This is a genomic window from Haloarcula sp. HT12 (assembly GCF_055271655.1).
In genome coordinates this window covers 553,625-571,894 of the sequence record NZ_JBUXKW010000001.1, presented here as the reverse complement: position 1 = coordinate 571,894, position 18,270 = coordinate 553,625, and the positions used below count along the sequence as shown (strand labels likewise).

Below are 18,270 nucleotides of genomic sequence, written 5' to 3'. Positions count from 1 at the left end.
GCTGGCTCAGTCGTCGCCGTCGACGGGCGCGGGTCGACGCGACCGCCCGAACCCGAGCACGCCGCGAACCGACCAGTCGGCGTTGAACACTCGGTCCCAGACGACGAGCGCGGAGGGGATCACCAGGAGCGACGCGAGGAAGGCGTATGCGATTGACAACGCGGTCAGGATGCCGAACTGGCCGATCGCGGGGAACACAGCCAGCCCGAGCACGCCGATTCCGAAGGTCGTGGTGAGCATACTCCCGAACAGCGCGCCGCCGGTCCCCCGAACGGTCCGGTCCAGCGCCGTTCCGAGGTCGTTCTCGTCGAACTCGTCGGCGAACCGGTGGGTGACGTGGACCGAGTAGTCGACCCCCAGCCCGATAGTGATCGCCAGCATCGTCGCCGTGAGCGCGTTGAACGGGATGCTGAGCAGCCGCATCGTCCCGCCGAGCCACGCCACCGTGACGACGACGGGGACGATGTTCACGAGGCCGAGCGACGGCCGCCCCTCCAGCATGTTGTAGATGAGGATGAGAAACACCGACGCGCCGGCGAGCGCAATCGCCAGGGACTGGATCGCGGATTCCAGAATGAGGTCCGAGACGGCCTGGAACACGACGACTGAACCGGTTGCTGTCGCCTCATACCGGAAGTCCTCGGCAACGTTTCGCGTGTCTTCGGTCACCTCCGAGTCGGTGGCGTCCGATTCGACTGTGTAGACGACGCGCGCGCTCCGGTAGTCCTCGGTGATGTACTGCAGCGCCGTGCTGCGGGCCGGCGAGTCGAGCAGATACTCGTATATCTCTTCGAGATTGTCGTCCGGGACGCCGTTATCGTTCCGGTCGTTGCGCTCGACCATTCGGCGGAACTCGGGGTCTTCCTCTGCTCGGTCCTGGATGACCGTCACGATAGACGTCGAATCGGCGCGCCCGTTCTGCCGGACGAACGACTCCGGCGGGTCGTCGCCGGCGCGATACATCTGTTCGAGCGCCGCGTCGTTCCGCATCGGCCCCTCTACGTACACCGTGGCCTGACTGGACTGGGTCGTGTCGAACCGCTCATCGAGGAAGTTCGTCACCTCCGTTACGGTGTACTCGCTCGGGGCGAACGGTTCCGGCAGGGCCTCGACGAAGTCCGGGTTCTCCTCGGGCGGCAGGAAGTCCTCCTGGCTGAACGACGTCGAGACGCCGGTGGCGTAGTAGCTGGCCCCGACCGTGGACACGAGGACGATCACGAGGAAGATGATCGGGGCGCGGTTCGCGATGACGACGCCGCCGCGCAGCACGTCACCCAGTGCGGAGTCCTCCGCACCCAGCGGCGTCTCGCTGAACGTCGGGATGGGGTAGCGCTGTCGGAGCCGATCCAGTTCCACCTTCGCGGCGGGCAGGAACACCCCGAAGATGAGGAACGTGAAGGTGATGCCGACGGAGGCGACGTAGCCGAAGTCCTGAATCGGCGGCAGTGCGCTGGTGAGGTTCGCGGCGAACCCGATGACTGTCGTCCCGGTAACGATGAAGAAGGCGACAAGCAGCTGGTCGGTCGTGATTCGCATCGAGTCCTGTATCGACGCCCCGGTCTCGCGCTCCTCGCGATACCGGTTGACGGCGTGAATACCGAAGTCGATACCGACCGCCAACAACAGCGGCGGCACGGCGATGAGCATCTGCGAGAAGGGGATGCCGGCAAGCCCCATGAAGCCGAACGTCCAGACGACGGCCATAAACAGCGCGAGCAGACCGAGCGCCATGTCCGCGAGGTCGCGGTAGGCAATCGTCAGGAAGAACAGGATGAACAGCACTGCTGCGGGGACGGTCAGGATGAGCGAGTCGCCGACGACGTTCGAGAACTCGTCGGCGACGATCCCGCTGCCGAACAGGGTAATGCCACCGTGGTCAGCGCTGGCGACAGTGAACCCAGCCTGCTTCTGGATGCTCGTCAGTGGACTCGAACCGCCCTGGCCCGACCCGGAGGAGATTCCGGCCGGGACCTCGTGTGTGACGACGCCGATGGTCGCCGACGCCGAGGCGGCTTTGCGGTTGAAGTCCTTGCTCAGTAGCGATTCGAACCGGGGGTTCTGTTCGGCTGCGCGCCCGACGGCGGCATCGATCTCACCCGGCGTCGCAGCTTCGACAGCGTAGATCTCCTGTTCGGTCGTCGTCGCATCCGGATCTAGCTGCTGGGCGACGATGCTGGCGGCGCTTGACGTCGACGTGACACGGAGCTGTCCGTGCTGTTCTAACCGATGCTGTGACCTGAGCATCCGCAACAGCGCCGGCTTCGAGAGCACGTTGTTCTCCTGCTGGATGAGCTGTGTGCTCCCGGTATCCGGGGAGAAGGTCGGTGAGAACTTGTCGTTGACCTCCTGTAGCGCCTCCTCGGCCGGCAGCCCGGTGGTAAACTGCGACGTCCCGGAGTTGGTCGAGACGCCTCCGAGGCCGGCGCTGAAGACCACCGTCACGACGAGGAAGACGAGAATCACCTTCCGTGAATCGTGGACGATGCGGTCGTCCGCCCAGTCGATGTAGCGCTGGTAGTCCATGCGTTAGCGGAACCTGAAGTAGCCGCCGATGGCCAGGGCGGCCACGAGTGCGACGCCGACAATCGCCGTCAGCGGCGAGCCGCCACCGCCGGAGTTGGTCACCGAGACCGGGAGTCGGTAGGTGTCGGACACCGGCGTATCGCCGTCCGGTTCCTCGTACTGGAAGTCGACCGAGACGGGATAGTTCTTCGTCATGGCGGCACCGCTTGCGCTGATACCGAACTCGATGGTCGCCGACTCACCGTGGTCGAGTCCGTCAACGTACGCCTGGTCGTCAGACACGGAGATCGGTGACTCGGCGAACAGCTTCGCCTCGATATCGGTCAGCCGTTCGCCGGCGTCGTTGGTGATGGTCACTTCGAACGTGCTGGACCCGCCAACGTCGACGGATGCGTTCGTCGTTTCGACGATGAACTCGTCGGCGCTGCCGTCGACGCTCTGTCTCAGTTCAAGCGTGTCGCTCTCGCGCCGGTCACCCTCGCTGTTGCGGTAGTTGGCGACGAAGTCGAACTGCCGCGGGCCGGCGTTCGCGTTGTCCGACACGTCGGCATCGAACGAGACAGTCGCCGACTCGCCCGGTTCGAGGTCGCCGACCGCGTACTGGGTCTCCTTCGGCGAGATGTTGTCGTGGTCGCTCGCCCAGTTCAGGACGACGTTGCGGACCGTCCGGTCCCCGGTGTTGGTCAGGGACGCTTCGATGGTCCCGTCGTCGCCCGCCTGGAGGGTCGATTCCACGTCCCCGAGTTCGAAGGACTGTTCGGGTTCCGGTCGGATTCCGAGTGCGATTCCGTCGTCAGCACCGGTATCGCCCTCCTGGTCCTTGTAGCCGACCGTGGCGGAGATCGCGTACCCCCTGACGGACGCGCCGTCGCTCGCGGACGCGTCGACGCTCACGGTGCGGGTCTCGCCGGGTTCCCACGTCCCGATGTACTGCTCGGCCGAGTCGGACTCGCCGAACGCGATCTCGCTGCTCTGTGATTGCAGGGAGACCGTGGCGTCTCTGACAGCCACCGGCCCGTCGTTGTGGAGCGTCACGCGGTAGGTCCCCGAGTCGCCGACGGCGACGTCGCTCTCGACGCCCCGAACGCTGAACGACTGCTCAGGGTCGGGCGTGATCCCGAGCGAGGAGGCGGACGTACTCTTTCGGACCCCGTCCGTATCGTCGAAGTCGACCTGCAGGTCGAACTGATACGGTTCGGCTCTGGCATCGCCGCTCGCACCGACGCGGTACCGGAGGGTACGCTGCTCGCCGGCCTCCCAGGTGTCGATGAACCGCGTACTGCGGGTGTCGCTACCGACCGTGAGTTCGGGATTCGTCGATTCCAGCGCCACCGAGGCTTCACGAGCGGGTTCGTCGCCGGTGTTCTCGACGGTGACCGCCACCGTTCCGGTCGAGGCCACCCGCGCGCCGGAGTCGACATTTACCACGTCAAAGGCCGCGTCGTCGTCGATCTCGAGTTCGAGTTCGATCCGTTCGGTGGCTGTCTTCTCGTCGCGTGCGCCGTCGCCTTCTGAGATATAGCTCGTGTACTTGTACTCGACGACGACGGGAACGGTGTAGTCTCCGGGGCTTGCGTCGTCATCGACACTCACCTGGAAGGAAATGGGCTCCGTCTTTCCCTCGGGGACGGACCCAACGGCCTGTTTGTTCGTCGTCACGGTGATGGGGGCGTCCCCGTCGTTGACTTTGACCGTGGTCCCGCGAGCGGTCGTCACCTCGCTGGTCCGAACAGTCTGGGTCGATGGGCCGGAATCGACTGTCCCGCTGTTGACGAGGACAACGTCGAGTGTCGTTTCTTCACCGGGCGTAACCGTGTTGTCGACGAACGTCGCGTCGAAGTCGGGGCTTCCGGTCACGGCGGCGATCGCCGTCCCGGATGCCATAAGCAATGCGACAACGGTCAGTACAAGTAGCGTACGTGCTTTCATGAGTGGGGACAGTTCGGGTGTTCCATGTGTTAGTTCTGGTCGGAACGGGTGTCACGATAGAGAAATCGGGGCACCCCCCACATATCTCTGCGCGGACTCCCGTCCGAACCGTGTACATCGAACGAACGTTCGGTCGCCTATCAACGTTGTGGTTCGGTGACAGTGGGAAGGTATTTACAGCCCGAACGAATATTCGGTCGGGATGAGTGATGGAATTCCGTTCGCCGGGGAGCCAGCGGACTCGCACGAGGCAATAATGCGAGCCACGTTCCGTGCCCTCCGAGAATACGGGTACGCCGGACTTTCGATACAGCGAATCGCGGACGAGGCCGACCTCAGCAAATCGACGTTCTATCATCACTTCGACGGCAAGGAGGACCTGCTGCTGTCGTTTCAGGAGTTCATCCTCGCGGAATTTAACCGCATCTTCCAGCTGGAATCGACCGGTGACCCCGAACAGGACATCAAGACGTTTGTCAGCCTTATTCTCGACGATTTCCCGGATTGCGTCGAGACGCCGGACAAGAACGCGGTACTCGGGTCGTATATCGAAATGCGCGCACAGGCGGTTCAGAACCCGGAATTCCGCGAGAAGTTCACCGAGACGGACAAGCTGTTCGCCCGGCAGTTCGCACAGATCATCGAGGACGGCATCGAACAGGGGGTCTTCGCCGATGTCGACCCCGAAACGGTTTCGCAGTTCATGATCACGATACTCGACGGTGTGATCCTGCAAAACGCAACGCGAGACGACGACCCCGTCTCCATGGTGCGGGACACCATCGACGAATACATCGAAGAGACGCTGATTCTCGACGCCTAGCTTCGACTGATAGACTGGTACGTCTCTTTCAGTTCCTCGAAATCGTCGTTCTCGGCCTGTAGGACCCACTCCAGCTCTCTGGCCCGTTCCTTGAGCCTGGTGTACTCGGCGCTCGATTCCAGTTGTGACGCGGATTTCTCGCGTTCCAGCACGGAGAGCTTCGAGGAGATCCGGAAATACTCGTCGAGCCTGTCGTCCTCGTCGGTCCTGTCGAGATGCTGGTCGAGCGTCGACAGGAGTGTCGACTGGTCGACCGGCTTCTGGAGGTAGTCGTCGAAGGGCATCTCCAGGATGTTCAGGTCGGCATCGACCGCAGTCAGCATGATGATGATACCGTCGTACCCGCGCTCGCGCAACCGCGAAAGCACGTCGTCGCCGTGCACGTCGGGCATTCGCCGGTCGAGCAACACAGCGTCGAACTCCGGGCCGGCAGCGTCGAGCGCCGCCTGGCCACTGTACGCGACAGCGGTCTCGTAGCGCTCGCCGAGTTTCAGGGCCTGAGTGTCGGCGACGTCGTGTTCGTCGTCGACGACGAGTACCCGCGGCGGCCCGCCTGTAGTTCTGGACACGGTAGTGGACGTCTCTAGGGCTGGCGACTGTATATGTTTTATCAGCGGTCGGGCGGATACCCTGAAGCAATCCACCGTCGGCCTGCTCTCGAAAAGCGTTAACCGATGGCCCATAGAGTGTGTATCGATGAGCAAGTCGTCGGCGGGCACGGGCGGCCGACACCGCCTCGGGAGCCTCGCGGCCGTGATCGGTTGGATAGGGGCAGGAGCGGTCGTGCTCGCCACCCTCGCGCTGGTGGTGCAGTCGGTGGTTTCTCCGGGGCTCTCGGAACAGGTCACCGTCGGCCTCGGTCTGGCCCTCGGCGGCGGGTTGGGTGGTGTTTCCTATCTCTTGGTGACCGATTCGCCCGGCGAGACGGCCGATGAGACGATGACGGTGTCGGCGGACGCGGAGCAATCGCCGGAGCCACAGCCGGTGGACCTCTTCGACGGCCACCCGGACCCGGTGCTGTACTTCGTCGACGAGGGCCACGGCCCTGTCGTGCGTGCGGCCAACGAGGCCTTCGGGACCACGTTCGACGTGCCGTCCGAACGGCTCGACGGGACGGCCCTCTCCGAGGCGCTGCTCGTGGCCGGCATCGACGAAGTGGACGCCGAGACGGTCAGCACGGGCGACCTCGATGTCGTGGCCCTCTCGACGGCACCTGACGACCCGAAGCAGTTCCGATTGCGGACGGCCGGCGTCCCGTCGACCGGCTATCTCCTGCTCACACCGCTGGGGACGGCGGCCGACTGAGCGGCCGAACGTCGCCCGTAGGTCGGCGGCGTAACGGAACTTTAAAGATTCCATCACGGCGAAATCCTGGATAGGAATGCTCGCGTCACCGCTGCAACTCATCGATAGTTTCCTGCTGAACTACACCATCGGTGATGTCCTGCTACTCGGCTTTGTCGGTGGGCTCGTCGCAATTCTCCCGCAACGGTCGCTGCGAATGCTGGGACTACACACGATTGCGCTGGGCGCGCTGCTCGTGATCACGCCGGCGTCGGCGATGGAACCAAACAGCGCGAGCGTCCTCGCGTCGTCGTTCCAGTACAAACTGTTCGGCCTGGTGCTGCTCGTCCTCGCACCGGTGCTGTACGCCGTCGGCCGGCGCTAGGCCAGCTTGTCCAGCGCGGTAAAGAAGTCAAGCGGCGGCCCGGCGAGCCGGACCGGTTCGCTCGCACGCGAGAGGGTTATCCGCTCCGGTGGGACCACGTCTTTTCGAACCCGACCGTCACTGACGACGACACCGCTGTCGGCGTCGGTGAGTTCGACGACGATTTCGCTGTCAACGTCGACGACCAGCGGCGGCGTCCCTGTCTCGTCTGCCATCCCCGTGACGATGAGGCCGGCCACGTCGGGGTGGACGAGCGGCCCCCGTTCGCTGAGGTTATACGCCGTCGATCCGGTGGGTGTGGCGACGAGCACGCCGTCGGCGTGGCCGGACGTGTACAGCGAGCCGTCGACGTACACGTCGAGCGTCGCCCCGCCGCCGTGACCGCGGCGCTCGCCTTGGACGACGACCTCGTTCAGCGCCGGCGAGAGCTCCCAGTCGTCGCCGCTGGCCTGGAGCCGCGGCTTGGCCCGCGTCCGTGCGCTCCCGGTCTTCTGGATGTGCTCGACCTCCGCGACGACCGTCTCGACGGCCTCCTCGGGTGCGATAGCGTTCAGAAAGCCGACCTCGCCGAGGTTGACCCCGAGTATCGGCGTCGACCCTGCGCCGCGAGCTGCGTACAGAAAGGTTCCGTCGCCGCCGATGCTCACGACGAGGTCACACGCGGACATCTCATCGACTGGGGCCGAATCGGGCACGCCGGCCACCCACGCGTCGTGGTTACCCAGCGCCCCGGCGGTCGTCTCGTCGACGACGACGGCCGCCGACGTGGCACGCAGTCGGTCACACAGTGTACTCGCAAGCGACATGGCCCGGTCGTTGTCCCGCTGCGCGACGATACCGACAGTCATTGCCCGGACGTTCCCGCCGGCCGTATATAAACCCTCTACGACGGCAATTATATCAGTCCCGACGCGTATCCCCTTCCATGGGCCGTTCGTGTGGCTGGTGGTCGGACGTATGAGCGGGGACGACGAGTCCGACGACGACTGGTTCGAAAGCGCGCTGGACGACGAGGACGGCGACAGCGAACCAAGGGACGACGATACTTCGGCGACACCATTCGAGAGCGACGCTGAGGGGGCAGCGTCGACAGACACCGGGTCGTTCGTGGGCGACAGCGACGGGCAATCCACGCACAGTGGTGACGCCAGCCCGTTCGACGACGAGGGGGGCACACCCTTCGACGAGGAGGGTACCGACAGTCCGTTCGACGAGGGCGGCGATGACCCCTTCAGCAGCGGCGGGAGTGAAGCCCCGGATGCCGACGCTGGGTCCGCCGGCGACGGCGGCGGGCTCTTCGACGACGACTTCGCCACCGCGTTCGAGTCCGCCGGTAGCGGCGGCGGTGACAGCGATAATGGCTTCGAGGAGGAGTTCGAGTCCGACATCCCGCGGGTCGACATCGGTATCGAGGGCCTCGACCAGATGATTCAAGGCGGGATTCCGCGACGCCATCTCATCGTCACTATCGGCTCGGCCGGGACCGGGAAGACGACGTTTGGTCTGCAGTTCCTCCATCACGGGCTGCAAAACGGCGAGAACGCCGTGTTTCTGACCCTCGAACAGTCCCACGAGGCGATACTGGACACCGCCGACGACCGTGGCTGGGGGTTCGCCGAGTACGAAGAGCAGGGCCAGCTAGCGATTGTCGACCTCGATCCGGTGGAGATGGCAAACAGCCTCGACAACATCCGGGGGGAACTCCCGGCGCTCATCGAGAAGTTCGACGCCGACCGGCTGGTGCTCGACTCCGTCTCGCTCCTTGAGATGATGTACGACGATCAGTCCCGTCGACGCACCGAGGTGTTCGATTTCACCCGGTCGCTGAAACAGGCCGGCGTGACGACGATGCTCGTCTCCGAGGCCAGCGAGAACAACCCCTTCGCGTCCAGACACGGTATCATCGAATACCTGACCGACGCGGTGTTCATCCTGCAGTACGTCCGGTCCGACGCCAGCGAGACGCGACTCGCCGTCGAGATCCAGAAGATACGGAACGCGAACCACTCGCGGGAGACGAAACCCTACGAGATAACGAACGACGGCATCTCGGTCTACCAGCAGGCCAACATCTTCTAAACTGTTGCCGTCCCGACCGACTCAGGCTCTTCCCGCTCGTCGAGTGCGGCGTTGTAGCCGCCGGCCCAGAGATCCGTCGCGACGACCAGCACGTAGAAGGTGGCAAACGGGCTGAGAAGCACGGCGATGAGCGAACCGATGAACGGGACTACGTTCAGCAGGTTCACAGCGACGTTCGCGGCGATGAACAGCGCGACCGAGACCAGCCACGTCGTCGCGTACTCCGGGGACAGGACCAGTTTCCGGAGCGTCCCGAAGTCGAACCCGGCACCGAACTCGCCGGTGCAGGCGAAGTGGATGATGGCCGCCGTCGCGACGTAGCCAAACACGAGCGACAGGACGAACGAGAGCGCCAATCCGCCGAACAGGCCGGCCAGGCCGGCCCCCGCCCCGGCGCGGGTTCCGGTCGCCATCGCGAACAGGCTGCCGCCGACAGTGACCCCGAACACGACGAGCGGAACGAGCATGTACACGATGCCGATGATCCAGGCCTTGAGGCCGTCGACGAACAGCTCGCCCCAGTCCGCAAACGACGGCGGCTGTGTCGCCCCTTCGGCCCGCTCGCGGACCGCCTGGACGAGATAGCCGTACACGAGTATGGCGGGCACGACGAGGAACGAGAGGAGGCTGAGCACGCCACCGATGAGGACAGTCATTGTCCAGTCGTCGTCTTCCAGGGGGTAGGTTACCGCATCTTCTATGGAGTCCATGACTCTTGGTCACATTCCTCACAATTAGTTACAGACTCCTTGCCGAGCTATTCGCTCGGCTTACCACGGGACTGCAAGGTACCGGGTACGCCGGTGGCACATGTAATACCGGTTTGCGGAACCAATAAATCACAACCGGGCGACAGGTGGGGTATGGTGCTACTCGTGCCCTTCGACGGCTCGGACCTGTCGAAAGCCGCCCTGAAGCGGGCGACGGAGTTCGCGGAGTACCGCGACGAGGTAATTACCGCGCTGTCGGTCATCCCCGACGATGCGGCGTACGCCCGAGAACACGGCTGGCTCGACGCCGACGACGTGTTTACTGTCGAGGCCGTCGCCGACCGGCTGCGAGAGCAGGCCGAATCGGTAGCCCCGACAGCGTCGTTCCGTTACGAGATCCCGGAGGACGTGAGTTCGATGGCGTCAACGACGACGGATATCACCCGGACGATCAGAGAAGTCGCTCACGAAGAGGGGGCTTCAATCGTGTTCATCGGCAGCGAGAACGCCGGACGGGTGTCGACGCCGGTCTGTAGCGTCGGCTCACCGGTGTCGGAAGACCCCCAGTACGACGTCCATATCGTCCGGCACCCGGAGACTACCTGACGACGGTTACGGGGACGGACGCCCGTCGGACGACGATCTCGGCGACACTGCCCAGCAGGATGCGGGACATGCCCGAGCGGCCGTGGCTCCCCATGATGATCTGGTTGATGTCGTGGTCGTCCGCGTACTCCACGATGACCGTCGTCGGCCGACCGACTTCGATGACGCGCTCGACTGATTCGACACCGGCCTCGGTCACCGTCGCTTCGAGGTCGTCGAGCAGGTCCTCCGATGTGGCCTTCTGTTTCTCGTACCATTCCTCGGAGAAGGAGGGAATCGATGCCTCCGCGCTGTAGCCTGCCTCTGCGGGGTTGATGACGTGCAGTAGCACGACCGTCGCGTCCGGATACTCCTCGGCCGCAAACTCACAGGCTGCTGTCGCTTGGTCGGAACTGTCGACCGGAACGAGGATTCGCTTTGCCATACGCCCCATTCCGCTGGGGTCGGTTTGAATCTTCGGCCCGCTGCAAGCAACGACCCGGCCTGCGGTTTGTCAGTCTCGCCCGTGACGGGTCACACACGTCGACAGGCCGATAAGCTCGACGGGCTCTGAGTTGTCCGGTGAGTACACCACGCGCTGGCCCTTCTCCATGTAGGGGACTTTCGACTCCAAGTTCGTGGGGATGTTCACGGCCGAGATGGCGTCCTCGTCGCCGAGATTGAGCACCATCGTCGTGTTGATCTGCTTGAAAACCGGGTCGGCGATGTCCTGCGGGTCCTGCGTGATGAGATACAGGCCCAGACGCTCCTTGCGACCCTGTTTGGCGGCCTCGGTGAACTTCCCGATGACCTTGCGGCCCTGCACGCTGTCGGCGTCGGTGAGGAAGTTGTGGGCCTCGTCCATGCCGAGTACGAGCGGCGTCTCCTTGATGCGGTCGTAGTCCGGGTCGTTCGAGAGCTTCTGGTCGATGAGCAGGCTGGAGACGGCCAGCACGATGGTCGAGGCGGTCCGGGAGTCCGTGATGTGGTACGTCGGGATGACCGTGAGGCCGCCGTCCCGGACGAACTGCGATATCTGGTCGGTGATGGGGCGGGCGTCCTGATCGAAGACGGAGCCAAAGCCCTGCACGCGGCGCTTGACGGCGTCGAACGTGGCCTCGTGGACGTCGCCCGCCTCATCCAGTTCCTCCTTGAGCGCGGGGTCCCCGAGGAAGGTCCGGAAGTCGCTGTACGAGCCGCCCTCGCCGTATTCGCGCTCGAAGCGCGGGAGCAGCGTGTTCACCAGCGCACCGTACTGGTTGTCGTTCAGGCTGGAGCCGGCGATGAGCCAGGGGTTGTCGTGGACGAGCGAGAACGGGATGGTGAACTCCACCTGCTCGGCGCGGTGGTGGCTGGCATTGTAGTCGGCTCCGGCTACCTTCGGGACGAACGCGATGGTGTCGTCGTGACCGCCGTAGGCGACGCCTTCCCGCTCACAGCGGCGCTCGAACTCGTCGGTCATCGCGGGGTTGTCGTCGTGCATCTGGGCGTACTCGTCCTGCGGGTCGAACTGGACGACGGCGAGTTCGGGCGTGCGGCCGTCGCCCATCTCGTAGGTCCGGCCGAGATACTGCCGCAGGACGTTCTTCGAACTGTGGGTCTTCCCGGAGCCGGTCCCGCCCGCGACGAGGGTGTGCCGGAACACGAGCGGGTCGCCGGCGTCGTAGTCGTCTTTCAGCCGGTAGTCGATGGTCGGCGGCTCGGCGGCGGTGCGGACCTTCTCGCCACCGACGGCGAGATGGCCGAGGAAGACGCCGTCCTCCGGAATCTTCAGGCCGGTCTTGATCTCGGATTTGTCGGTGGCCTCCCGGACGACGGTTTCGGGCTTGGGCACCCGGTCGGTCATCCGCCGTTTGAGTTCGCCGCCGTCGGAGTACAGCACCGCGACCGGCTCCAGTTCCGCGATGAACTTGAAATCCCGCTCGTCGATGCCCCGCTCGCGCATCGCCCGCCGGGCGTGGATTTCGGTCGCGTCGTCGGCGTGGAACTCCTGGGCGTACTCCAGGGCCTTGATGCGACAGAACAGGCGCTCTCCTCCCGGGTACGGGACGAGCAGATACGTCCCGATGCGCAGGCGCGAGCGGTTCCGCGCGGTGACGTAGGCCCGCAGGACCGTTTCGTCCTCCTCCTCGCTGATCCGGAGCCCGTTTGCCGCCGAGAGGACACCGAGACCGGTGTCTGTTCCGGCCGGTGTCACGTCCATATCTTCGAAGTCGTCGTCTGCAGATTGAGCGGTCGGGTCGGTCCTCTCTGCGGCGTCGACAGTCCGGCCGCCGTCGTCGGTCGTCGCAGCCGAATCGGCGGCCTCGTCGTCGGCCGCCGTATCGTCGCCGTCGAAATCAGTGAAATCCCCGAGGTCGGACATACCCGACTCCAGGGTAGCCGGGGATTAACACCTTTCCCCAGCAGCATGAATGTGAAACCTTACCCGGGTGGCTGTCAACGAGCACATATGAAGCCGATGCGGGTGATGTCTTTCAATGTGCGGTACGACACCGCTGGGGATGGGTTGGACAGCTGGCCCCACAGACGGCGGCTGGTGGCGGGGATAATCCGGTATCACAGCCCGGATATCGTCGGCGTGCAGGAGGCGATGGCCCACCAGCTCCGGGAGCTAGAGGTGTTGCTGGACGGCTACGAGTGGGTCGGTGATCCGCGTGACTCCGTCGATGCCGGCGGCGAGCACACGGCGATCGGCTACCGGGCCGAGCGCTTCGACTGCGCGGCCACGAACACGTTTTGGCTCTCCGAACAGCCGGCCGAGCCGAGCAGCGTCGGCTGGGACGCCGCGTATCCCCGCGTGGCGACCTGGGCGCGCCTCCGGGACTGCGACACCGACGAGGACCTGCTGGTTCTGAACACGCATCTGGACCATCAGGGGGCTGCCGCGCGGGTCGAAGGCATCGAACTGGTGCTCGACCACCTCGACTCTATCGCCCGTGAGGCAGCCGCGGTAGTCACCGGCGATTTCAACTGCGTCGTCGGCGAGCCGGCCTACGAGCGGGCCGCGGGACACGAACTCCCGGACGGCCGCAGGCTCGTCGATGCCCGCGACAGAGCGACCGAAGTCCACGGCCCGACGACGAGCCGGACGGACTTCCACGACCTGCTCCCCGAGATGGGTATCGACCACATCTTCGTTAGCGAGGACGTGGCCGTCGACACCCGAGCGGTCATCGCCGACCGCGACGACGACCACTACGGCTCTGATCACCTACCCATCGTGGTCGACTGCGAGCCCTGAGCCGGGGGCGTCGCCGCGGCACCTGACACCGTCACCGTCGAAGCACCTGTCAGCCAGTGCCTATCGGTTGACCCGCTCCCCGTCGTCGGGAATCCGAACGTCCGCTGATGCCGACCGTAGCTCGTCCCGGCTGAGCAGGCAGTGGTTGATCGCCTCCATGTGAACGACGACAACCGTGCCGGCCGTCGCATCCCGGACAGCTGTGATGTCCTCGATACCCATCGTGATAGGGTCGCCCTGTTCGAACTGTGCTTCACCGCCGTTCAACACGACCAGGTCGGGCTCGAATCGGTCGAGCGTTTCTTCGACGAGCTCGTACCAGACCGTGTCGCCTGCGACGTACACCGTCTCGTCGCCCTCGAACACGAATCCGGAAACGGGACCCATCTCCGCCGCCAACTCTCCGTGCCCGTGCCGCCCGGGCGTTCGGTGGACCGAGACACCCTCGATAGACGCCTCGTCGTCGACGGGTCGGACATCGGTGAACCCCTCGTCAGTGAACTCGTCTGCCTCCTCGGGCTGACAGAACAGCGGCACGTCGCTATCGAGTTCCGCTCTGGCCGCCGCATCCCAGTGGTCCTGATGGCGGTGCGTGACGACCACGGCGTCGTAGGACAGGTCAGCGTCGGGCATCGGGACGAGCGGGTTTCGACGGTCGTTCGGCGAATTCGGAACAGGCGGGTTCTCGCCAGGTGACGCAAACATCGGGTCGACGAGGAAGGTCACGTCTCCAACGTCTACGAGGACAGTCGCGTTACGAAGTAACCGAACACTGGCACCAGTCGAGTCTGACATGTGCCTACCTGCGGCACCATCGATATGCGACTTGCTTCGGCACGTGCCAAATTCCGGGGACACGGTCGTTCAGTGACCACCATCTCGGGACGGGTGGGCAGTTCTCTGACCAGCAGGCGCCGCCGGCTATCGCCCACGACTGCTGGTGCGAACGCTCGCCCGGGGGAGAATCTTTTGCCACTGGGGCCCCTACGTCAAATCATGTTGCTTATTCGGGGGACGGCAGGCGGGACGGCGCTGACCGGAACGCTGTACGAACCGGGCGAAGAGCCGCCCGAGTTCAACGGCGCACCGGACGAAGGGACGCCCTACGTCTGGGTCTGTGACGCCTTCTACGAGGTCGAAAGCGGCGGCCAGGTCCAGTCCATCGACGGCCGCGAGATCCGGATCGCCTTCGAATCCCCGATGCCCCGCGGCTTCGAGACGCGCGACGCGGCCATCGACGCGGCCAAGGAACACGTCCGAACGCAGTTCGCCCGCCTCGGCGTGGCCGGCGAGACGGTCGACGTGACGGTGCAGCAGGCCGAGACGGCGTAGCTGGCTCGCTGTGAGAGTGCCAGGAGTGGCTCCTATGGAGTTGCTTGCATCTCTATTTTGACGAACCGACCGATACGTAGGTGTGCTTAGATTACACAGATATCAGACATTGAGTCATTACAATTAAAAATCATTACTCGAAACTGAAGGATATGCGTGAGTATCCTCAGTGGTCAAAGTGGATGACAATCATACTTCCTTTAGTTCCCATTGTCGTTCTCTACCTATCCCACCCTGTTGTCTGCAATCTTGGGCGTCTTTCAGGATTCTTAGGACTCGTTCTGAACGTCATTGGTGCTGCAGTAATTGCTCTGCCCGACGTGCCAAGACTTAATCAGTACGCACTGCCCGAAGCTCTGCGCAACTCTTGGAAAACCTTGCAGAATGAGCGGAGTGTATCTCCAGATGATGAGGGTTTTGAATCGCTTGTGGACTTGATAAACCGACGAAATGGAAGGTTGGATTATGACCGCACCTGCAACTTTCTTAATGTTGATTATGAGGTATATGGGAATCCGAGCATATCGGCCGGATTCGAAGAAGAGGATAACAAACCTCCACGATATACTGTGGCGAATTGGATTACACTACAGACGTGGATTGATGACCACATGGATAATGTGCGAGCAGCCGGATTCATCATTTTCATGTCGGGATTTGTCTACCAGATGCTGAGCTATGCCCTTTGACTGCACTGGCCGTTCGTCGGGTAGCCGGGGTATACAACCCGTATGGCTGCTTGGGCTCGCTATGACTGGCCGACCGTTTTCTGGGTCAGCGAACGACCGGGGCGTTATACCACGGTGACGGGCGAACCCAATGCGTGTGGCCGAGGACCTGTCCCCGACCGAGGTGTTTGCCCTCCTCGATGACGAATACGCTCGCGCGCTCCTTGCAGCCACGAGTCACAGACCGATGACAGCAACTGAACTCAGCAACGACTGCGATATGTCCCTCTCGACCGTGTACCGCCGCCTCGACGCCCTCGAAGACTGTGGCCTCGTCGCCGCTCGAACGCAGCTCGCGGACGATGGCCATCACCCGGACGTGTACGAGGCACAGATGGACGAACTCACCGTGTGTCTTACCGACGGGACATTCGATGTCAGTCTCTCCGTGGAGTCGTCGACACACGAGTTCGCCGACGCACTGGTAGACCTCTGGGAGGGGCTCTAATGGAGTTTGCCGGCCTCTCGGATGAATTGTGGGTCTCCGTGAAAATCACGGTTCACCTCGCACAGACGGGGTTAGGGCTGTTCATTGCTGCGCTGGCGCTCGTCGGCTATCGTCGACAGCGGACCCGGTCGATGCTCGCGCTAGCCGTCGGAATCAGCCTCCTCACCTTCGTCTCGTACCTCGTCACGCTCGCGGCGGTCCGTGTCGTCCCGCCGGTCGCGTTACCCATTCCGAGCACCCTGACCGAAACCGTCGGCCTGCTGGCTATCCTCTACGCTATCGTCCTGGCCCGCCGTGGCTAGCCTCAAAACGACTCTTCGACGGCACCCCACCGGATATCGTTGTACTCCCGCTCCCGGTCGGTCTCGAACGTCCGCTCGATGCGGCGGGTGAGTTCCTCGCTGCCCTGTCGGTCGATCTTCGCCAACTCGTCGGCCTTCCCGATAGCCAGTGGCGGCCCCTGCTCTCTGGCCACGTCGTGGAGTATCTGCCGCGTGAGTTTGGCCCGGCACTCCGGGTCCTTGGTGAAGGCATAGGGGGCCTCGACGCGGAACACGAGATCCGAGCGCGGGTCGTAGAGAACGAAAAACGTCACTTCGTAGGCCTCGGGGTCGAGCGACCGCTCGATGCCAAGCGCGTCGCCGTCGGCGGCCATGATGCCGTCAGTGCCGCCCCGCGAGCGGAACCAGTTCGTCGCAGTGAGACAGTCGGTCAGCGTCTCGCCGTCGTCGTCGCGGCGCTCCAGGATTCGACGGAAGAAGGCGGTGTCGTTCACCCACGGGGCGTTGGTCTTGCGTCGTAGCGCCCGCGTGAGGGCCTTCGTCGAGGAGTTCTTGATGAACCCCACCATCGGCACGTCCCGCTCGACGAACCGCTCGACGAGGTCGACGTAGTTGTTCACCACCGTCTTGGGCCGGTCGTCCTCCGCGAGCAGGTCGGCCAGCTCGGTGTCGCGGTCGGCCCAGCGGAGCACGCCGGTCGGGTAGATCGGCCCGTCGAGGATGAACAGGTCCTCGACCACGTCGGCGTTCGTCAGCGCGTGCTGGCTCTCCGCGAGGTACAGCGCCAGCGCGTGGACGACCCGCTGCTCGTAGCGGTCGACCTGTGGCACGTCGAGGACGCGCCGCTTGGCGTAGCCGCGGTCCCCGCCCTGCCACTCGCCGTCGAACCCCAGCGTCGCGTCGTTCGAGTGGACGGCCATGATAATCGTCCGGCCGCGGTGGAGTTCGACGTCCGACGGCACGCTGCCCATCGCGGCCTGGGCCACGTCAAGCACCAGCCCGTTCTTGAACGTCGTGGGATTGATCGTGCCCGAGTCCAGGCCGTGCTGGGTCGGAAACGGCGGGTCCGCCAGCGCGATGTCCTCGATAGGGACCTTCCGGCGGCGCTGCTCGTCGAGCGGTTCCAGAATCTTCGTCCCGTCCTGCCACAGCGGGTCGAGAAAGCTGTCCCACACCGCCTCGGCGGCCGCCTCCTGGTCGCTCGTCTCGACGGTCTCGCGCACCTGCCCGGCGAGTTTGGCGATACCGTCGACGTGGACCGGGTCCAGCGTCATGCCCGTGCGTTCGCGGGCACGGGCATAACCCTTTGGTCACCCGCCGATTCGGCGCTCTCCTTGTTGGTGGACGCCCGCCGATTCGGCGCTTACTCCTTGCCGGACTCCTCACGGAGCAGGCGCTCGATTGCCTCGGCGATCTCCTCGTAGGACTGCATCGTCAGGCCGTCCGTGGTGATGAGCACGCCCTGGCGCTCGGTCGTCGCCCGCAGGAGGTAGCCGTTGGAGAACGCACGCACGGTAAAGCGGTAGTCGCCCAGTTCGGACTCCTGGTAGGCGTTCTTGGTCTGTTTGTACCCCTGCCACTCGTGGCCGACGAAGTCGTTGAGGTCGGCGTCCTGTTCGAGGTCCTCCCGCAGGTAGAGTTGCTCGAAGTTCGCACGTGTGAAATACGTCACTGACCGGAGCGAGTCGCCCGTCGCTGTCCGGGCTGTCGTGACGATTGCGTCGGCCAGATCGTCCGAGAGAATGTTCCGAGTCATGCCCGACCGAAGGCGGGCCACCCTCTTAATTTCGGGGTTCTCACTATCGGCGACGATAGCGAGGACAGGTGTGGCGCAGCGTCACTGGAACCGCCGGATTCCGCATTATCGACCGTGGCGTTCGGGACTGACCGACAGTGTATTAGGCCGGTCGCGTGACCCA

20 protein-coding genes are annotated in these 18,270 nt (G+C 64.1%); 10 read left to right on the top strand and 10 right to left on the bottom strand.

Features of this window, described 5'->3' with window-relative positions; translation table 11 throughout:
• Positions 1 to 6: 6 nt before the first annotated feature.
• Together ACY9XZ_RS03030 and ACY9XZ_RS03025 are read right to left on the bottom strand one after the other, a co-directional pair.
• Positions 7 to 2,523 carry an efflux RND transporter permease subunit gene (locus ACY9XZ_RS03030; RefSeq protein ID WP_463455597.1) on the bottom strand — a complete coding sequence of 839 codons (2,517 nt, stop codon included), beginning with the start codon at positions 2,521 to 2,523 and terminating at the stop codon, positions 7 to 9.
• 3 nt (positions 2,524 to 2,526) lie between these two features.
• A complete protein-coding gene (locus ACY9XZ_RS03025) occupies positions 2,527 to 4,452 on the bottom strand; it encodes a COG1361 S-layer family protein (RefSeq protein WP_463455596.1) in 1,926 nt (641 codons plus the stop codon).
• Positions 4,453 to 4,654: 202 nt separating this feature from the next.
• Here ACY9XZ_RS03025 and ACY9XZ_RS03020 point away from each other — a divergent pair, with 202 nt between their 5' ends.
• The gene (locus ACY9XZ_RS03020) at positions 4,655 to 5,275 is read left to right on the top strand and encodes a TetR/AcrR family transcriptional regulator (RefSeq protein WP_463455595.1); all 621 of its coding nucleotides are present in this window, start codon (positions 4,655 to 4,657) and stop codon (positions 5,273 to 5,275) included.
• Here ACY9XZ_RS03020 and ACY9XZ_RS03015 read toward each other — a convergent pair.
• Positions 5,272 to 5,844, bottom strand: coding sequence for a response regulator (locus ACY9XZ_RS03015; RefSeq protein ID WP_463455594.1), 573 nt, complete (start codon positions 5,842 to 5,844; stop codon positions 5,272 to 5,274). The genes ACY9XZ_RS03020 and ACY9XZ_RS03015 overlap by 4 nt on opposite strands.
• 127 nt (positions 5,845 to 5,971) lie before the next feature.
• On the opposite strand from ACY9XZ_RS03015, the gene ACY9XZ_RS03010 reads away from it, so the two are divergent.
• Together ACY9XZ_RS03010 and ACY9XZ_RS03005 are read left to right on the top strand one after the other, a co-directional pair.
• Positions 5,972 to 6,580, top strand: coding sequence for a hypothetical protein (locus ACY9XZ_RS03010; protein ID WP_463455593.1), 609 nt, complete (start codon positions 5,972 to 5,974; stop codon positions 6,578 to 6,580).
• A gap of 76 nt (positions 6,581 to 6,656) precedes the next feature.
• Positions 6,657 to 6,944, top strand: coding sequence for a hypothetical protein (locus tag ACY9XZ_RS03005; RefSeq protein WP_004593774.1), 288 nt, complete (start codon positions 6,657 to 6,659; stop codon positions 6,942 to 6,944).
• On the opposite strand, the gene ACY9XZ_RS03000 is transcribed toward ACY9XZ_RS03005, so the two are convergent.
• Complete coding sequence (locus ACY9XZ_RS03000; protein ID WP_463455592.1) at positions 6,941 to 7,792, bottom strand: NAD(+)/NADH kinase; 852 nt, start codon at positions 7,790 to 7,792, stop codon at positions 6,941 to 6,943. The genes ACY9XZ_RS03005 and ACY9XZ_RS03000 overlap by 4 nt on opposite strands.
• 109 nt (positions 7,793 to 7,901) lie before the next feature.
• Between ACY9XZ_RS03000 and ACY9XZ_RS02995 the strand changes: the two genes are divergently transcribed.
• Positions 7,902 to 9,023, top strand: a complete 1,122-nt coding sequence (locus ACY9XZ_RS02995; RefSeq protein ID WP_463455591.1) for a KaiC domain-containing protein — start codon at positions 7,902 to 7,904, stop codon at positions 9,021 to 9,023.
• On the opposite strand, the gene ACY9XZ_RS02990 is transcribed toward ACY9XZ_RS02995, so the two are convergent.
• Positions 9,020 to 9,733 (bottom strand): DUF4013 domain-containing protein, encoded by a 714-nt coding sequence (locus ACY9XZ_RS02990; protein WP_463455590.1) that lies wholly within the window; start codon positions 9,731 to 9,733, stop codon positions 9,020 to 9,022. The genes ACY9XZ_RS02995 and ACY9XZ_RS02990 overlap by 4 nt on opposite strands.
• A gap of 153 nt (positions 9,734 to 9,886) precedes the next feature.
• On the opposite strand from ACY9XZ_RS02990, the gene ACY9XZ_RS02985 reads away from it, so the two are divergent.
• A complete protein-coding gene (locus tag ACY9XZ_RS02985; RefSeq protein WP_463455589.1) occupies positions 9,887 to 10,339 on the top strand; it encodes a universal stress protein in 453 nt (150 codons plus the stop codon).
• Here the strand turns inward: ACY9XZ_RS02985 and ACY9XZ_RS02980 are convergent.
• The gene (locus ACY9XZ_RS02980; RefSeq protein WP_463455588.1) at positions 10,332 to 10,763 is read right to left on the bottom strand and encodes a universal stress protein; all 432 of its coding nucleotides are present in this window, start codon (positions 10,761 to 10,763) and stop codon (positions 10,332 to 10,334) included. The two genes, ACY9XZ_RS02985 and ACY9XZ_RS02980, sit on opposite strands and share 8 nt — an antisense overlap.
• A 69-nt stretch (positions 10,764 to 10,832) precedes the next feature.
• The gene (locus ACY9XZ_RS02975; protein WP_463455587.1) at positions 10,833 to 12,683 is read right to left on the bottom strand and encodes an ATP-binding protein; all 1,851 of its coding nucleotides are present in this window, start codon (positions 12,681 to 12,683) and stop codon (positions 10,833 to 10,835) included.
• Positions 12,684 to 12,770: 87 nt separating this feature from the next.
• On the opposite strand from ACY9XZ_RS02975, the gene ACY9XZ_RS02970 reads away from it, so the two are divergent.
• Complete coding sequence (locus ACY9XZ_RS02970; protein WP_463455586.1) at positions 12,771 to 13,562, top strand: endonuclease/exonuclease/phosphatase family protein; 792 nt, start codon at positions 12,771 to 12,773, stop codon at positions 13,560 to 13,562.
• 60 nt (positions 13,563 to 13,622) lie between these two features.
• On the opposite strand, the gene ACY9XZ_RS02965 is transcribed toward ACY9XZ_RS02970, so the two are convergent.
• Positions 13,623 to 14,357, bottom strand: a complete 735-nt coding sequence (locus ACY9XZ_RS02965; protein ID WP_463455585.1) for an MBL fold metallo-hydrolase — start codon at positions 14,355 to 14,357, stop codon at positions 13,623 to 13,625.
• Between the two features lie 201 nt (positions 14,358 to 14,558).
• On the opposite strand from ACY9XZ_RS02965, the gene ACY9XZ_RS02960 reads away from it, so the two are divergent.
• From ACY9XZ_RS02960 to ACY9XZ_RS02945, 4 genes are all read left to right on the top strand, one after another.
• On the top strand, positions 14,559 to 14,894 hold the full coding sequence (locus ACY9XZ_RS02960; protein WP_463455584.1) for a DUF7113 family protein: 336 nt from the start codon (positions 14,559 to 14,561) through the stop codon (positions 14,892 to 14,894).
• Positions 14,895 to 15,046: 152 nt separating this feature from the next.
• Positions 15,047 to 15,583 (top strand): hypothetical protein, encoded by a 537-nt coding sequence (locus tag ACY9XZ_RS02955; RefSeq protein ID WP_463455583.1) that lies wholly within the window; start codon positions 15,047 to 15,049, stop codon positions 15,581 to 15,583.
• 130 nt (positions 15,584 to 15,713) lie between these two features.
• Positions 15,714 to 16,070: a helix-turn-helix domain-containing protein gene (locus ACY9XZ_RS02950; protein WP_463455582.1), complete on the top strand. Its 357-nt coding sequence runs from the start codon at positions 15,714 to 15,716 to the stop codon at positions 16,068 to 16,070.
• A complete protein-coding gene (locus ACY9XZ_RS02945; RefSeq protein ID WP_463455581.1) occupies positions 16,070 to 16,372 on the top strand; it encodes a DUF7521 family protein in 303 nt (100 codons plus the stop codon). The genes ACY9XZ_RS02950 and ACY9XZ_RS02945 overlap by 1 nt, the downstream gene beginning before the upstream one ends.
• A 2-nt stretch (positions 16,373 to 16,374) precedes the next feature.
• Here the strand turns inward: ACY9XZ_RS02945 and ACY9XZ_RS02940 are convergent, their stop codons facing one another.
• Both ACY9XZ_RS02940 and ACY9XZ_RS02935 read right to left on the bottom strand, forming a co-directional pair.
• Positions 16,375 to 17,625, bottom strand: coding sequence for a DNA double-strand break repair nuclease NurA (locus ACY9XZ_RS02940; protein ID WP_463455580.1), 1,251 nt, complete (start codon positions 17,623 to 17,625; stop codon positions 16,375 to 16,377).
• An 89-nt stretch (positions 17,626 to 17,714) separates the two neighbouring features.
• Complete coding sequence (locus tag ACY9XZ_RS02935; RefSeq protein ID WP_004593761.1) at positions 17,715 to 18,107, bottom strand: DUF7522 family protein; 393 nt, start codon at positions 18,105 to 18,107, stop codon at positions 17,715 to 17,717.
• Between the last annotated feature and the right edge of the window lie 163 nt (positions 18,108 to 18,270).

Excerpts from the sequence above, each read along its gene's own strand:
- ACY9XZ_RS03030 (WP_463455597.1), bottom strand. The coding sequence starts at position 2,523 with ATGGACTACCAGCGCTACATCGACTGGGCGGACGACCGCATCGTCCAC.
- ACY9XZ_RS03025 (WP_463455596.1), bottom strand. The coding sequence starts at position 4,452 with ATGAAAGCACGTACGCTACTTGTACTGACCGTTGTCGCATTGCTTATG.
- ACY9XZ_RS03020 (WP_463455595.1), top strand. The coding sequence starts at position 4,655 with ATGAGTGATGGAATTCCGTTCGCCGGGGAGCCAGCGGACTCGCACGAG.
- ACY9XZ_RS03010 (WP_463455593.1), top strand. The coding sequence starts at position 5,972 with ATGAGCAAGTCGTCGGCGGGCACGGGCGGCCGACACCGCCTCGGGAGC.
- ACY9XZ_RS03005 (WP_004593774.1), top strand. The coding sequence starts at position 6,657 with ATGCTCGCGTCACCGCTGCAACTCATCGATAGTTTCCTGCTGAACTAC.
- ACY9XZ_RS03000 (WP_463455592.1), bottom strand. The coding sequence starts at position 7,792 with ATGACTGTCGGTATCGTCGCGCAGCGGGACAACGACCGGGCCATGTCG.
- ACY9XZ_RS02995 (WP_463455591.1), top strand. The coding sequence starts at position 7,902 with ATGAGCGGGGACGACGAGTCCGACGACGACTGGTTCGAAAGCGCGCTG.
- ACY9XZ_RS02990 (WP_463455590.1), bottom strand. The coding sequence starts at position 9,733 with ATGGACTCCATAGAAGATGCGGTAACCTACCCCCTGGAAGACGACGAC.
- ACY9XZ_RS02985 (WP_463455589.1), top strand. The coding sequence starts at position 9,887 with ATGGTGCTACTCGTGCCCTTCGACGGCTCGGACCTGTCGAAAGCCGCC.
- ACY9XZ_RS02980 (WP_463455588.1), bottom strand. The coding sequence starts at position 10,763 with ATGGCAAAGCGAATCCTCGTTCCGGTCGACAGTTCCGACCAAGCGACA.
- ACY9XZ_RS02975 (WP_463455587.1), bottom strand. The coding sequence starts at position 12,683 with ATGTCCGACCTCGGGGATTTCACTGATTTCGACGGCGACGATACGGCG.
- ACY9XZ_RS02970 (WP_463455586.1), top strand. The coding sequence starts at position 12,771 with ATGAAGCCGATGCGGGTGATGTCTTTCAATGTGCGGTACGACACCGCT.
- ACY9XZ_RS02965 (WP_463455585.1), bottom strand. The coding sequence starts at position 14,357 with ATGTCAGACTCGACTGGTGCCAGTGTTCGGTTACTTCGTAACGCGACT.
- ACY9XZ_RS02960 (WP_463455584.1), top strand. The coding sequence starts at position 14,559 with ATGTTGCTTATTCGGGGGACGGCAGGCGGGACGGCGCTGACCGGAACG.
- ACY9XZ_RS02955 (WP_463455583.1), top strand. The coding sequence starts at position 15,047 with ATGCGTGAGTATCCTCAGTGGTCAAAGTGGATGACAATCATACTTCCT.
- ACY9XZ_RS02950 (WP_463455582.1), top strand. The coding sequence starts at position 15,714 with ATGCGTGTGGCCGAGGACCTGTCCCCGACCGAGGTGTTTGCCCTCCTC.
- ACY9XZ_RS02945 (WP_463455581.1), top strand. The coding sequence starts at position 16,070 with ATGGAGTTTGCCGGCCTCTCGGATGAATTGTGGGTCTCCGTGAAAATC.
- ACY9XZ_RS02940 (WP_463455580.1), bottom strand. The coding sequence starts at position 17,625 with ATGACGCTGGACCCGGTCCACGTCGACGGTATCGCCAAACTCGCCGGG.
- ACY9XZ_RS02935 (WP_004593761.1), bottom strand. The coding sequence starts at position 18,107 with ATGACTCGGAACATTCTCTCGGACGATCTGGCCGACGCAATCGTCACG.